The organism is Mycolicibacterium moriokaense (assembly GCF_010726085.1).
GTDB classification, from domain to species: domain Bacteria; phylum Actinomycetota; class Actinomycetes; order Mycobacteriales; family Mycobacteriaceae; genus Mycobacterium; species Mycobacterium moriokaense.
The window spans coordinates 3,445,283-3,458,600 of the sequence record NZ_AP022560.1; the positions used below are offsets into that span (position 1 = coordinate 3,445,283).

The following is a 13,318-nucleotide window of genomic DNA, read 5'->3' on the forward strand; positions in this document are numbered from 1 at the left end:
GCGGAGTTCGGGTCAGCAACGATTCCCGCCGCTACGATCTTCGCGTGAGCACCCGCGGGCGATCGTCATGACCACCGACGGGGGCTGGCAGGCACCCAACCCCGCCGGCGACGGCCGGGAGGTCCGGCAACGACCCGAGCCCACCGCCGAACGATTGCCCGCCTGGTGGCAACGGGTTCTGCGGTGGATCGCGTGGCTGACGTTTCTCGGGCTGGCAATCTGGAATTCGCAGAGCGTCTACTTCAGCGGTTGGGAGTTCGTGGCCCTCGTCGCCGCGATCGCCGTCAGCGTCTGGTGTCTGGCGAAGCCGTTGGGCGGCCCCAAGGTCGAGCTGTCCGAACCGACGCGTCTGCTCGGAGCGTTCGTGTCCAGGACCAATTGGGCGCTGGTGATCCTCGGCGCACTGCTCACCATCGGTGGCGTCGCAGGGCTGTTCGCGGCGATCTACGACATGTCCACGGGGCGTGCGAGTTTCGGTGACTTGCTCAAGGACATCGCGATCTTCGTGGAGGGTTGGATCGCCGAACTGATCACACCCATGTACGACGCGGAACTCGAGAAGACCCACGCGTACGCCCTGTTCCTGCTCATCCTGCCGGGCCTTCTCCTGTTGTGGTTCAACCTCCTCCCGCTCCTCAAGCGTGGCAGCGAATTCCAGGTCCACGAGGACGGTTCGGTGTCGGTGCGTCGCGATGACAGCTGGGAGCCACTGTTGGAGTACCAGTACGCGACGGTGACGGCCGACGGCGTGACGTTCGAGTTCATCCCGCCGCCCGGGGGCCCGCCCGCGCTTCGACTGCCCGCGGACCGGGTGTTCTCGCGTGAGTACGGCGTACGACTGAAGAACAAGGTCAGCGCCGAGTTCTTCCGGCGACTGCTGGCCGGCCGTGGATTCGACATCGAAGGTCAGTCAACGGGAAGCAGTTTCATCGCACGCCGCAAGTAGGCAGGGCCTGGTAACCACGGACCGTTGTCGACAAGACTGGGCCCGTGGACATGGTGAGCATCGACGACATCAGGTCGGCGGCGACGCGGATTCGCGCCTTCGCCGTGCGCACGCCCCTGCTGCAGGCGCTGTGGGGCGATGACGACCGGCCATTGTGGATCAAGCCCGAGAATCTCCAGCCGATCGGGGCGTTCAAGGTCCGCGGTGCGTTCAACGCCATCGGCAACCTCGATGAATCCGTCTGCACCCGCGGCGTCGTCGCCTATTCCAGCGGCAACCATGCCCAGGCCGTTGCCTACGCCGCCGCGGTGTATGCGATTCCGGCACATATCGTCATGCCGAAGGAGACCCCGGCGGTCAAGATCGATGCCACCCGCGCGCGCGGCGCCGAAGTCGTGCTCTGTGAGGCAGGGGAGCGCGAGCGGGTGGCGGCCGAGGTGGTGGAGCGGACCGGCGGGGTGCTGGTCCCGCCGTTCGACCATCCCGACATCATCGCCGGACAGGGCACTCTCGGCCTGGAGATCGCTGAGGATCTGCCCACGGTCGAGAATGTGCTCGTCCCGGTCAGCGGCGGCGGTCTGGCCTCCGGGGTCGGCACCGCGATCAAGGCGCTGTGCCCGTTAGCAAGAGTGTTCGGCGTGGAGCCCGAGCTCGCCGCCGACACCGCCGAAGGACTCTCGAAGGGTCATCGGGTGGACTGGTCGATCGAGGACCGCAATCGCACCATCGCCGACGGCCTTCGCTCACAACCGTCGGAGCTGACGTTCGCCCACCTGCAGAAGGTGCTCGACGGCGTGATCACCGTATCGGAGAGCGAGATTTGCAGTGCGGTAAGAGAACTCGCGCTGCGAGCACACCTGGTCAGTGAACCCAGCGGCGCGGTCGCGCTGGCGGCCTACCGGCAGCGTCGAACACCGCCAGGTCGCACCGTGATGGTGCTCTCGGGCGGCAACATCGAACCCCAGGTGCTGACGGACATACTGGCCAGCTAGTGCACGCCCTCCATTAACCGACTGATCCATGACGACAACGCGAACACGACCACACCGGCCGCGATCGCGACGCCGCCGAGTATGCCGAAGTAGGCGAACTCGCGGGCCGGATCGTAGTAGCGCGACAGCACGCCCGACATCGCAGTGCCGAGACCGACCGAGAAGAAGTACAGCGCCATCATCTGCGCCCGAAACGCTTCTGGCGCAAGCTTTGTCGTGACCGACAAGCCGATCGGCGACAGCAGCAACTCGGAAATGGCGAACACCGCCATGATCCCGACCACCAGCAGGGCAGGCACCGCCCGTCCAGTCGTGGCCGCCATCGGCAGGAACAACAGGAACGCCAAGCCCATGCCGATCACGCCGTAGGCGAACTTGCGCGGTGTGGTGGGTGCACGGGTGCCGAGTCGCGTCCACATGGTCGCGAACACCGGTGAGAGCAGGATGATCCACACCGGCTCGATCGAGCCGATCCAGCTGGACGGAGCGATCCAGCCGAAGATCGACCAGTTCATCCGCTCGTCCGAGTAGACCGCGAGCACGGTGAAAATCTGCTGGAACAAAGACCAGAACACCGCGTTGGCGATGAACAGCGGAATGAACGCCCGGATCCTGGTCCGCTCGATCGGCACCACCTTCGAGCTCGTGAGCATCACGATGAAGTACACGGCCGACGCCGCGACGATCACGCCCGTCGTCACGTGCGACAGATTGGCCAACTCGACCAGGCCGGTGGCGAACGCCACCACAATCACCACAACCGTCAGGACGCCGATACCCGCGACCCAGCCAATGGAGCTGCGGGGCAACGGGTTCGGCACAACGCGGCCGTGGTCGCCGAGGTTGCGCCGGAAGACGACGTACTGCGTCAGCCCGAGGGCCATTCCGACGGCGGCGGCGCCGAAGCCCCAATGGAATCCCATCCGGGTCTGGAGGAGTCCAGTGATGAGCGGTCCGATGAACGCACCGAGATTGATGCCGAGATAGAACAGCGTGAAACCGCCGTCGCAGCGCGGGTCACCCTTCTCGTAGAGGGTGCCCAAAAGCGACGACGCGTTGGCCTTCAAGGCGCCGGAGCCCAGCGCCACCAACACCAGACCCACCGCGACACCGGCAAGATCAGGTATCACCGCAAGCGCGATGTGGCCGCACATCACCACCACGCCTCCGTAGAGGACGGTGCGCTCCATGCCGAGCACCCGGTCGGCGATCCAGCCGCCGAGGACGGTGGACAGATAGACCAGACCGCCGTAGGCGCCGACGATGCCGGTCGCGGTGGTCTTGGGCAGTTCGAGGCCGCCGTCGGTCAGCGAGTAATAGAGGTAGTACCCGAGGATGGTGAGCATCCCGTAGAACGAGAACCGCTCCCAGAGTTCGACGCCGAACAGGTTGGCCAGGCCGATGGGATGACCGAACACCATGCGGCCTGCGGGGCCACCATCGATCTGTCCCGCGGCATGTTCCGCAGTTGCCATGGGGGTCACGATGCCATCCGGGCGGAACTTCGGCGACGGATCGGGCGAGTGACATTTCGGGCAAAGGTGCTGCTGGAGGGCGCGCAGTGCATTTCAGGACCACAGCACACGTCGACGCGGCGAGCTGATCTGTCCGAACAACGCCCGGTGAGCCGAAGCTCGCGGGCGCAGGTAAGGTCACCCCGGACAGGTGGACGTCTGGATCGGTTTCAGAAGGGCAAGAGTGGACACCGTACTCGGTTTGTCGGTGACGCCGGCCGCAGTGGGTCTCGTTCTCGTTGAGGGGCAGGACGCCGACGGCACAACGGTCGACCGCGAAGCCTTTGAGGTCGTATCCGGCCGGCATGCGACGCCCCGCCAGGCGTCGGACCAGGCGGCCGCCGCCGTCCTGCGGACCGAGGCCATCGCGGCCTCACGTGGCCAACGGCTCCATTCAATCGGTGTCACCTGGAGTGACGGCGCCGCCGACGAGGCGAAATTGCTGTTGAAGTCGTTGTCCGAATGCGGATTCGACAACATCGTTCCGGTGCGGTTGCCCGAGGCGACGGAGGCCCTGGCATGGGGCATCGCCGACGTCCTCGGATACCAGGTCACCGCTGTCTGCGTGGTCGAGCCCGACACGGTGATCATGCTGATCGTCCACGACGGCGTCGGAGCGGTACAGACGGCCGTCAACCACGCCATCGACACCGAAGAGGCGTTGCTCCACTGGTTGAGCACCGTTTTTGCCGGGGCCGACTGGCGGCCCGAGGCGCTTGTCGTGGTCGGTTCCGGCGGCGACGTCCAGTCGGTGCTCCCACGGCTGGAGGACCTCTTGTCGGTGCCTGTGTACGTCCCGGCCGAGTCCGAGTTCGCGCTGGCCCGTGGCGCGGCGCTCGCGTCAGCGCGCAACACCGCGTTCATTCAGATCGGGAAAGCCCAGAGCGGTAAGGGTTCACAGCGGTCCACACGGCAAAGCCGTCGACCGCTGACGCAGACCGGCCCGCTGGCAATGCTGGTCGCAGGCGCGGTCACTTTCGTCGCGTCGGTGTCGGTGGCCGTCAGCATGGAGATGACGCCGGAGCGGGACATCGCACTGGGGGAGCCGCGGCCCGCGGCCAAGGCCTCTCCGGACATCGCGAACGCGGGGGTGCGCGTGGCGCTCCCCGAGGAGGCCCCTCGCCCCGCCGCCGTCCCGGCGCCCGTCGAGGAATTGCCGCTACCCCCGCCGGAGGCCCCGCCCGTGGACGTCGAGCTGCCGCCGGAGAGCATCGTCGACGTTCCGGTAGAGCCGGTCGCCGCCCTGCCGGATGTCGTTGCACCGCCACCAGAGGCGCCCGTCGCGCCCGCGCCTGGCCTTCCCGTCGAAGCGTTGCCGCCGGAAGGTGTCGCACCAGCGCCCGGTCTGGTGCCCGCCCAGCCGATACCGGTACCAGAGCAGCGGTCTGGCCTGCTGACCAGGATCAAGGAGCGGCTGTCGAACATCGGCAGAAACGACGATCAGCAGCAGGGGCCCCCGCCTGCCGCGCCCTTGCCGGGTGCTGCGCCTCAGGACCCCGCGGCATTCGCACCGCCGGCCCCGGAATCACAGCCGCTGCTGCCGCCTCAGTGACGCCGTATTCTCGCCCCGGATCCCGATAGCGACGTTGTGTGCTGGCGGCTCTGTGCCCCGCCGCCGGCCATGCGTTGCTAGCGGTCAGCCGCCCGGCGGCACCGGCGCGGATCGACGCCGCCTGAAACGTTCTGAACGGCGAATTCGATCAATGTTCGGGATGGATAGACGACATGCGGGGTCACCTGGAACTTGCGGAATCCGGGCCAACTCGTTCCGACGAACTAGGATAAAAGTGTGCTGAAACTTCGAATCGTGGCCGTGGTCGGCCTCATGGTGGCCGCGATGTCGGGGTCCGTCGCAACCGTCTCGGCGGGCGTCGCAGCCCCGACGGACGTGGTGAGTATCTCGCCGTCGGGCGTGACGGTCGGTGTGGCCCATCCGATCACGGTGACATTCGCCGGCGACATCGCCGACCGCGCGGCCGCCGAGCACCGTGTCAAGATCGATTCACCGACAGTCCCGGTCGGCAACTTCACCTGGCTCAACGACCGTGTACTGCAATGGAATCCGACCGAGTTCTGGCCCGCTCACAGCACCATTTCGCTGAGCGTCGGCGGCGTGAAGACGAGTTTCGAGACCGGGGCGGCCACGGTAGGGGTGGCCAGCATCAGCAACCACACCTTCACCGTCAGCATGGACGGCGAGGTGCTGCGCGAAATGCCCGCGTCGATGGGCAAGCCCAGGTTCCCGACGCCGGTCGGCAACTTCACCGCGCTGGAGAAGCAGGCGACCGTGATCATGGATTCGCGGACCATCGGCATCCCGCTCAGCGACCCGGAGGGCTACAAGCTCACCGTGTACGACGCGGTCCGCGTGACCTGGGGCGGGGTGTACGTCCACGGCGCACCATGGTCCGTCGGTTCCCAGGGCTACGAGAACGTCAGCCATGGCTGCATCAACCTCAGCCCGGACAACGCGGACTGGTACTACAACATGGTCCGGATCGGCGATCCGATCATCATCGAGGCCTAGGGTCCGGGCTAAGCCGCGACCTCAGCGTGCAGGTTTTTCGCGGTCGGTGAGTTTTCGACGGCCGCCGGGTCGGGGTACGTCCCCAGCACCCGGTCTGCGGTACCCGAGCTGGTGACCGTGAACCAGTAGTGCTCGTTCTTGTAGTGGTGGTTGCGGTGATTACGCCAGATCGCCCGATAGAGACCGGTTTTCGGCTTGTAATCGGTGTGGATCAGGTAGTGGATCCACTCGTAGCCGAGGCCCGCCAGCACGATGCAGACCAGGTAGGTCAGGCCCATGCCGAGCCGTGGGAAGGCCAGCAGTGCGACTGCGATGGTCAACGGAAGCACCCATGTCACAAGGGATTTCCACGGTATGAAGATCAGCGAAACGTTGCGCGGATCGGCATGGTGGGCTCGATGCTCCCTCGAGAGCAACGGGTCAACCGTGACGGGGCCGACCCGCTTCGGGCGCCAGTGCAGGATGAACACGTGGATCATCCACTCGAAGAACGGAAACAGCGCAACCATCACCAGCGGTACCAGTGCGTCGGTGAGCTGCCAGTCGCCGACGACGATGCGCGCGACGCATGCGGCGACGAGAACGGCGCCAATCATCCAGGGGGACGGGTGTTTAGCGAATTCGCGGGCAGCGTCCGCCAGGGTGAGCTTCTTGCGTGATGCGGGGCCGGTCATGACTGGTCCTTCAGATCGTCGAGGGCGCTGAGGAGCGCTGTGGTCGCGGGTTCGAGCAGATCGTGGGCCGCTTGCCTGGCGCGCGCGGGATCTCCGTCGGCGATCGCGTCGGCGAGTTCGCGATACGCCTGCGGGCGGCCCACCTCGTCGGCCATCACCGCGGCAAGGGCGGGTAGCGCGGGCTCATAGGTCGCGCGCAGTGTGTTGTACATCAGCCGGAACGCGATGGAGTCCGCGCCGTCGACGACGTGATCCCAGAACGTCAGGGCGCAGCGTTGCTGTTCGACGGGATCCGTTTCGTCGGCCAGGGCGCTCAGTGCGGCATCGAGAAGTCCGGCCAGTCCGGGGGCGCGGCGCCGGGCCGCGAGCTCGGCGACCTTCGGACCGTTGTGCAACCGGGTCTCCAGGATGCTGCGCACCACGGAGACGTCGAGTTCGCCTGCGCGGATGAGCAGCCGGGGGAGCAGGTCAAGACCGGCGTGGCGGCGGAAGTCGCGGACCGTGGTCGCATCGCCCTGCCGAACCTCGACCAGCCCCGCCGCGGTGAGGCGTTTGAGCGCCTCGCGAACAGCGGGCCGCGATACGCCGAGCACCTCGGCGAGCCTGCGCTCACTGGGCAGCGCTTCGCCGGGCTGCATCTCACCACTGAGTACCTCGGCGACGATCTGCTCGAAGACGTCCTCGGGCACCGATCGACGGTTCACCGGTTGAAGGGCCATGCCGCCAGAGTGCCAGGCGACAGGCCAGAGGTCAAGTGGTCAGACCAGTTGTCTAACCAGCGGCAAGTCGCGCCTTCATCGCCTCGGCCACCGCGAGGACAGCCTGCATAGGTCGCAGCATCACGGTGAACTCCTCGATGGCGCCGTTCGCGTCCAGTCGGATGAAGTCGCAGCCCTCCAGCTGTTTCTCGCCGACCCTGGCCTTGAACATCAGCGCATGGTCGCGATCCCCGTCGGCGCCGATCTCGCGGGTATAGCGGAAGTCTTCGAACACATCGATGACGGCGGCGAGGATCTCGCGCATCGCCTCGCGGCCCTGGTACGGCGTGAATACAACCGGGCTGTTGAAGACGACGTCCTCGCGAAGCAGGGCGACGGCGGCGTCGAGGTCTCGGGCTTCGATTGCGCTACGGAATGGATGCACCATGGGGCGCAGCCTATGGGTCAGCAGCTGGCTTCGATGCGGAAGGTCGCCGTCACTTCCTTACTCGGGTTGTCGGTGAACGAGCCGTCGGCGGACCCGGTGATCGTGAACTTCCCGCCGTCGCCCGTCACTTCGGCCTCGCCGATGCGCCCCTTCCAGAAGGTGCCGGTGAAGCCCGCGAAGTCCCGGAAATCGACCGATTGCACCGAGACTTCGCCATCGGTGTTCAGGAACGCGGTCAGAGAGGTCGGCTCGCCGGGCGTCTTGATGTTCCACATCCACCCGGTCTGCGAGCACACCACGGCGTGAGCATCACCGGTGCTCTTGCCGTCGATGGTCACTTTCGCAGTGGTACCGCCGAGGGCAGGCGGCGGAGTCGAGCAGCCTGCCGCGGCGGCGGCCAGCGCTATGGCTCCCGCAGCAACGAGTCGATTGTCCATGTCGCCAGACTCTATTGGTGTTGACCGCTCGCCACGTGGGTTTCACCGCAGCGCCGCGGCCGTCGCCTCGTCTGCGGGAAGAAACGCCTCGATCGACAGTTCCGCGGCGGTGAGATCAAGCGCGGTGCCGAACGTCGTCACGGTGGAGAGAAACGTCAGCAGTTGGCCCTGCGGGGTGTAGAGCTCCAACGGGACCGCGACTCCGCCGAGATCGCGGGTCCCGTCGGATCCACCTGGATAGGACTCGATTTCGGCCAACAGTGCCGCCAGCCCATCGGACCCGCTGACCGCCGCCTCGCGTCGCAGCCGTTCGATGAGATGGTGTCGCCATTGCGCGAGATTGCGTATCCGCGGCGCGAGCCCGTCGGGATGCAACGCGATGCGAAGCGCATTCGGCCGCTCGAGAAGATTCGGCGCCACGCCCTGCAGCAGCGCACCGGAGCCGGCGTTGGCGTGCACGATCTGCCAACCCCGGTCCACGACCACACACGGGTATGGGTTGTACGCGTTGAGGACACGTTCGATGCCGTCGCGCACCGCGGCCATGTCCGGGTCGTCGAGCGACCGTTCGCCGTACACCGGAGCGAGGCCGGCGGCCATCAACAGTTGATTCTGTTCGCGAAGCGGGACATCGAGCACCTCGGCAAGGCGCAACACCATTGCGCGACTCGGGGTCGATCGGCCGGTCTCGATGAAGCTGACGTGACGGGCGGAGACGTCGGCTTCGATCGCCAGATCCAGCTGACTCAGCCGGCGTCGTTGCCGCCATTCACGCATCAGCGAGCCGAACGGCGGGGACTGCACTTGCGCGGTGGTCACGGGCTCAGTGTCGCGCACCTCTTTGATTGCGGCCATTACCTATCAGGTAATTGCGCCGCTTACCTGAGCCGAGGACGGTGGAGAGTGTCAGTCGAGGAGGAGAGGAGGCGACCATGCGGACCGCACCATCCGTCGACCGCCCGATTCCGCGGTGGCTGCACTTCGTGCTGATCTCCGACCGCGCCGGTTCGTCGTGGTACGTCGGCCTTGGATTCTTCTTCGCTCCGCTGCTGGTGCTGATCTCGCCGTGGCCGACGGTCACCGCGATCGCGTGGGTCGTCATCGCGCTCGCGGGCCTATGGTTGGGGCTGCTCGGCATCGCTATGGCGACCGGGCTGGCCATGGCGATGCGGTCGAACGTCGAGATCCCCGAGGAGTATTGGCGCTCGCTGGTGGATTATCCGGTCAGATAGCGTCCACGCCGGTGTAGTCGACCTGCCAGTGCTTGATTCCGTTGAGCCAGCCCGACCGCAACCGTTCGGGCTTTGAGATCGGTTTGAGGTTGGGCATCTCGTCCGCGATCGCGTTGAAGATCAGGTCGATCGTCATCCTCGCGAGGTTGGCCCCGATGCAGTAGTGGGCTCCCGTACCGCCAAAGCCGACGTGCGGGTTGGGATCTCGCAAGATGTTGAACGTGTACGGGTCGTCGAACACGTCCTCGTCGAAGTTGGCCGACCGGTAGAAGATGACCACCCGGTCACCCTTCTTGATCTTGACGCCGCTGAGTTCGGTGTCCTCCAGCGCGGTGCGCTGGAAGGAGGTGACGGGCGTGGCCCAGCGGACGATCTCGTCGGCCGCCGTCGCGGGCCGCTTGCGCTTGAAAAGCTCCCACTGGTCAGGGAATTCGGTGAACGCCATCATCCCCTGGGTGATCGAGTTGCGGGTCGTCTCATTGCCCGCCACCGCCAGCAGGATCACGAAGAAGCCGAACTCGTCGTCGGTGAGCTTGTGACCCTCGACGTCGGCCTGGACGAGTTTGGTGACCAGATCCTCGCCGGGATTCTTGCTGCGCTCGGCCGCCATCTGCATGCCGTACATGGTCAGCTCGGCGGCGGCCGCCGTCGGATCGTTTCTGGCGTACTCGGGGTCCTGGTCGCCGACCATCTCATTCGACCAGTCGAACAGCTTCTTGCGGTCCTCTTGAGGGACCCCCATCAGACCGGCGATCGCCTGCAGCGGCAGCTCACATGACACCTGCTCGACGAAGTCGCCTGAGCCTTCGGCGGTGGCCCGCTTGACGATGTCCTGCGCCCGGACGCGGAGCTCTTCGCGCAGCGACTCGATCGCCCGCGGCGTGAACGCGCGCGAGATGATCTTGCGCAGGTGGGTGTGATGCGGTGCGTCCTGGTTGAGCAGCACCACCTTGCCCGCCTCCAGCGAGGCTGGATCGGCGTCGTCGCGATACCGCGGCAGCGCGGTCTTCAGGTTGCTGGAGAATACGTCGCTGCGCCGCGACACCTCCTTGACGTCTTTGTGCTTGGTCACCACCCAGTAGCCGGTGTCACCGAACGCGAGATTGCCCTTGTCCTGGCGCTGCCACCAGATCGGAGCCACCTTCCGCATATGGGCGAGTTCCTCGATCGGCAACCGCTCGGCGTAGATGTCGGGGTCGGTGAAGTCGAATCCGGGCGGAAGGTTCGGAGTTGGCATCGATGCACTCCTCGCATGACGTTGTCTAGTGCCGGTATCCCATTGCTACACCACAGATGGGGCCCGCTGCGGCCTGTTACGGAAACTCCGAAGTAGAACGTGTTCCCGCCGCCCGAATTGTTTCCTCCGGTTGTTGCCATGCGAAACAGGTGTAACAATTTTGACCGTCAAACGACGCACTCTGTAGGTCGGATCCGGGTCAACACGGGAAAGGGGGCTTGGGTGGGAATCGAGATCGAGGGGCGAGCGACGACGATGGCTATCGCCGGCCTGGGATCACTCGCCGCACTGCTGGCCGGAGCCGGGTTCGCACAGGCTGATCCGGGCGTTCCCGTACCTCCTCCGCCGCCTCCCGCGATATTCGCTCCGCAGGCCGCTGCGCCCGCACCCGCCGCGCCGCCCGCACCCGTTGCCTCGGTCGCACAGGTCAACCCGGGTCCAGCGCCTGCCGCCCCGGCGCCCGCAGCATCCTTGGCCGCGCCGGCTCCCGCCGGACCCGGCGCTCCGGCTCCCGCCGTCACCGATCCGCTCGCGCCGCCGCCGGCAGTCCCTGCGGCCGCCGACCCCGCGCCGCCCGCGGAGGTCCCGCACCTGGTGAGCCCGGAGAATCTGCCGCCGGGGACCAGCTTGTCTCCGACCACCAGGCAAACAGGTGGGTCGTACCTGCGCGAGCTCTGGCACGCCGTTCAGACGCAGGAAGTAAGCGGCAAGGACGCCCTGCTTCTGTTGACGCAGCGGCCCCTGAGCTCGAACACCCCTCCGCCCGGACTCTCCATGAATCCGGTGCAACAGACGCCCCCGGCAGCACCGGCACCCGGTGAACCGCTTCCGCCGGCGTCCGCGCCTGCACCAGCCCCTGTGGCTGATCCTGCTGTGGTGCCCGCGCCTACGCCCCCGCCGCCCGCCGGCTAGCCATCTCGAGAATCGACCGCACCGTTCGCACGTGTGCGGCCTCGATGGATGACCACAGCTTCCTGGCGATTGCGTTGTCGTGACGAACCAAGGTGGCGAACAACAGTCCGTTCGCTTGACGACGGAGTAGCAGCTCACCTGGCATGCCTATGCGCGAGTCGGCGCCGAGTAGCACGAAATCGTTGTCGGCAGCGCGTATCTGCCACCCGAGCACGGATCGGCCGGCACCGGGCAGGCTGACTTTCAGCCCGATCGCCGACCAAGCCGACAGCAGACGCAGGCGAACGCTAGCCGGTGCGTCTTCGAGGATGACCCGCATCCACTCTTCGGCGCGACGGCGCTCCGGTGCGTCGACGTCGACGATGAACGCATCTGCGTAATCGACGCGTCCAAGTCTGCTCGCCGACCTGGAGAGGGCATCCGGGGTGACTTGGCGGACTCGGGCTTCATCAGCCTGGGTGTTTATCATCGTTACCTTCCTTCGGTTTTACTTTGCGGCACTGGGACGTTCGCGCCAGAGCTTGTCGATGTCGCGCATCATCAGCGGGTAGACGATCAGGTGGCGAGACGGGGCTATCGCGGTCAGATACGCCATGCCGAACGCGCCGTTGGGCCGCACGAGAACGGCCATCTGGCCTCGAAATCCTTCCGAGCTTCCCGGGTCGGGCACCCAGCCGACGTGCAGCACGCCGTGCACCGTCTGGTTGGCGATCTCCATCGCCAGCTCAGAGTCGGTCAAGTACAGGGGTTTGAAGGGGGACCGGTCGGACACGAAATCCGTTGGCGTGTCGCGAAGGTCGGCGGGCAGCCGGTCACGCAGCGTCTCGACCCGCACCCCGAGGCCGCTCTCCGGCCGATCGAGGCGCAACACCCGACCGATGGTCCACCGGATGGCGAACAATGCCCGCACGATGGACGAGGTTCGGTCCGGATCGAATGTCGTCCACAGGTCGACCAGCTGACCGAAGCCGTCCGCACCGCCCGGGGTGGGCAGCGCCCACACGTCGAGCACTCGAAAGTCCTTGGCGATCTCGTGGATTCGCCATGGCCGGACGGTGTGCTCGCGTTCGGCGAGTGGTGTCGAACCAAACATACAGTACTGTATGCTTGACGGAACGTCGCCGTCAACCCCTCGTCACGAAGTGGAGAGCCATGGTCGCCAAGACCCGCACGCCCAGGAGTGCATGGATCGACGCCGGCCTCGAGGCGCTGGCGGCCGGTGGGCCGGATGCAGTGCGCGTCGATCTGCTCGCGAAGTCGCTCGACGTCACCCGAGGCAGCTTCTACCACCACTTCGCCAGCCGGTCGGCTCTTCTCGACGCAATCCTGGAAACGTGGGAACACCGCAGCACCGACGAGGTACTCGAGCGAGTTGAATCCGAGGGCGGCGACGCCAGGGACAAGGTGCGCAAGGCGGGCATGCTGACCTTCTCCAGGGAGCTACTGCCGATCGATCTCGCCGTGCGCGACTGGGCGCGCCGCGACAAGTCGGTCGCGCGTCGACTGCGCCGCGTCGACAACCGGCGCATGGATTACCTGCGCAAGCTCATCGGCACGTTCAATGACGATCCCGACGACGTCGAGGCGCGCAGCATGCTGGCGTTCTCGCTGGCCATCGGCAGTCACTTCATCGCCGCCGAGCATCCGGGGAGCAGCAGGCCACGGGTGCTGCAACGCGCGACCCAGCACCTGCTGTCATAG

The 13,318-nt window shown here is 66.2% G+C and carries 16 protein-coding genes; 7 read left to right on the top strand and 9 right to left on the bottom strand.

What is annotated here, in order from left to right:
* Positions 1 to 67: 67 nt before the first annotated feature.
* Both G6N43_RS16820 and G6N43_RS16825 read left to right on the top strand, forming a co-directional pair.
* Positions 68 to 946 carry a hypothetical protein gene (locus G6N43_RS16820; protein ID WP_083150907.1) on the top strand — a complete coding sequence of 293 codons (879 nt, stop codon included), beginning with the start codon at positions 68 to 70 and terminating at the stop codon, positions 944 to 946.
* Positions 947 to 996: 50 nt separating this feature from the next.
* Positions 997 to 1,938, top strand: coding sequence for a threonine ammonia-lyase (locus G6N43_RS16825; protein ID WP_179968038.1), 942 nt, complete (start codon positions 997 to 999; stop codon positions 1,936 to 1,938).
* Here the strand turns inward: G6N43_RS16825 and G6N43_RS16830 are convergent.
* Complete coding sequence (locus G6N43_RS16830) at positions 1,935 to 3,413, bottom strand: peptide MFS transporter (RefSeq protein ID WP_083150911.1); 1,479 nt, start codon at positions 3,411 to 3,413, stop codon at positions 1,935 to 1,937. The genes G6N43_RS16825 and G6N43_RS16830 overlap by 4 nt on opposite strands.
* 223 nt (positions 3,414 to 3,636) lie before the next feature.
* On the opposite strand from G6N43_RS16830, the gene G6N43_RS16835 reads away from it, so the two are divergent.
* Complete coding sequence (locus tag G6N43_RS16835) at positions 3,637 to 5,004, top strand: DUF7159 family protein (RefSeq protein WP_083150913.1); 1,368 nt, start codon at positions 3,637 to 3,639, stop codon at positions 5,002 to 5,004.
* Positions 5,005 to 5,241: 237 nt separating this feature from the next.
* Positions 5,242 to 5,979: a L,D-transpeptidase gene (locus G6N43_RS16840; RefSeq protein WP_083150915.1), complete on the top strand. Its 738-nt coding sequence runs from the start codon at positions 5,242 to 5,244 to the stop codon at positions 5,977 to 5,979.
* A gap of 8 nt (positions 5,980 to 5,987) precedes the next feature.
* Here the strand turns inward: G6N43_RS16840 and G6N43_RS16845 are convergent, their stop codons facing one another.
* From G6N43_RS16845 to G6N43_RS16865, 5 genes are read right to left on the bottom strand one after another with little or no spacing between them, the layout of a single operon-like run.
* Positions 5,988 to 6,653 (bottom strand): sterol desaturase family protein, encoded by a 666-nt coding sequence (locus G6N43_RS16845; protein WP_083150917.1) that lies wholly within the window; start codon positions 6,651 to 6,653, stop codon positions 5,988 to 5,990.
* Entirely contained in the window at positions 6,650 to 7,372 is a 723-nt protein-coding gene (locus G6N43_RS16850; protein WP_083150919.1) for a FadR/GntR family transcriptional regulator, read from the bottom strand. The genes G6N43_RS16845 and G6N43_RS16850 overlap by 4 nt, the downstream gene beginning before the upstream one ends.
* 52 nt (positions 7,373 to 7,424) lie before the next feature.
* Positions 7,425 to 7,799, bottom strand: a complete 375-nt coding sequence (locus G6N43_RS16855) for a nuclear transport factor 2 family protein (protein WP_083150921.1) — start codon at positions 7,797 to 7,799, stop codon at positions 7,425 to 7,427.
* A 17-nt stretch (positions 7,800 to 7,816) separates the two neighbouring features.
* Positions 7,817 to 8,236, bottom strand: a complete 420-nt coding sequence (locus G6N43_RS16860; protein WP_083150923.1) for a lipoprotein LpqH — start codon at positions 8,234 to 8,236, stop codon at positions 7,817 to 7,819.
* Between the two features lie 42 nt (positions 8,237 to 8,278).
* On the bottom strand, positions 8,279 to 9,013 hold the full coding sequence (locus G6N43_RS16865) for a helix-turn-helix transcriptional regulator (RefSeq protein ID WP_407664915.1): 735 nt from the start codon (positions 9,011 to 9,013) through the stop codon (positions 8,279 to 8,281).
* A gap of 155 nt (positions 9,014 to 9,168) precedes the next feature.
* On the opposite strand from G6N43_RS16865, the gene G6N43_RS16870 reads away from it, so the two are divergent.
* Positions 9,169 to 9,468 (top strand): hypothetical protein, encoded by a 300-nt coding sequence (locus tag G6N43_RS16870; protein ID WP_083150927.1) that lies wholly within the window; start codon positions 9,169 to 9,171, stop codon positions 9,466 to 9,468.
* Here G6N43_RS16870 and G6N43_RS16875 read toward each other — a convergent pair.
* Positions 9,461 to 10,705, bottom strand: coding sequence for a cytochrome P450 (locus G6N43_RS16875; RefSeq protein ID WP_083150929.1), 1,245 nt, complete (start codon positions 10,703 to 10,705; stop codon positions 9,461 to 9,463). The genes G6N43_RS16870 and G6N43_RS16875 overlap by 8 nt on opposite strands.
* 222 nt (positions 10,706 to 10,927) lie before the next feature.
* On the opposite strand from G6N43_RS16875, the gene G6N43_RS16880 reads away from it, so the two are divergent.
* The gene (locus G6N43_RS16880; RefSeq protein ID WP_110810360.1) at positions 10,928 to 11,617 is read left to right on the top strand and encodes a hypothetical protein; all 690 of its coding nucleotides are present in this window, start codon (positions 10,928 to 10,930) and stop codon (positions 11,615 to 11,617) included.
* Here G6N43_RS16880 and G6N43_RS16885 read toward each other — a convergent pair.
* Complete coding sequence (locus G6N43_RS16885) at positions 11,592 to 12,086, bottom strand: hypothetical protein (protein WP_083150931.1); 495 nt, start codon at positions 12,084 to 12,086, stop codon at positions 11,592 to 11,594. The genes G6N43_RS16880 and G6N43_RS16885 overlap by 26 nt on opposite strands.
* 18 nt (positions 12,087 to 12,104) lie before the next feature.
* Positions 12,105 to 12,710: a DUF2867 domain-containing protein gene (locus G6N43_RS16890; RefSeq protein WP_083150933.1), complete on the bottom strand. Its 606-nt coding sequence runs from the start codon at positions 12,708 to 12,710 to the stop codon at positions 12,105 to 12,107.
* Between the two features lie 59 nt (positions 12,711 to 12,769).
* Between G6N43_RS16890 and G6N43_RS16895 the strand changes: the two genes are divergently transcribed.
* Positions 12,770 to 13,318, top strand: coding sequence for a TetR/AcrR family transcriptional regulator (locus tag G6N43_RS16895; RefSeq protein WP_083150935.1), 549 nt, complete (start codon positions 12,770 to 12,772; stop codon positions 13,316 to 13,318).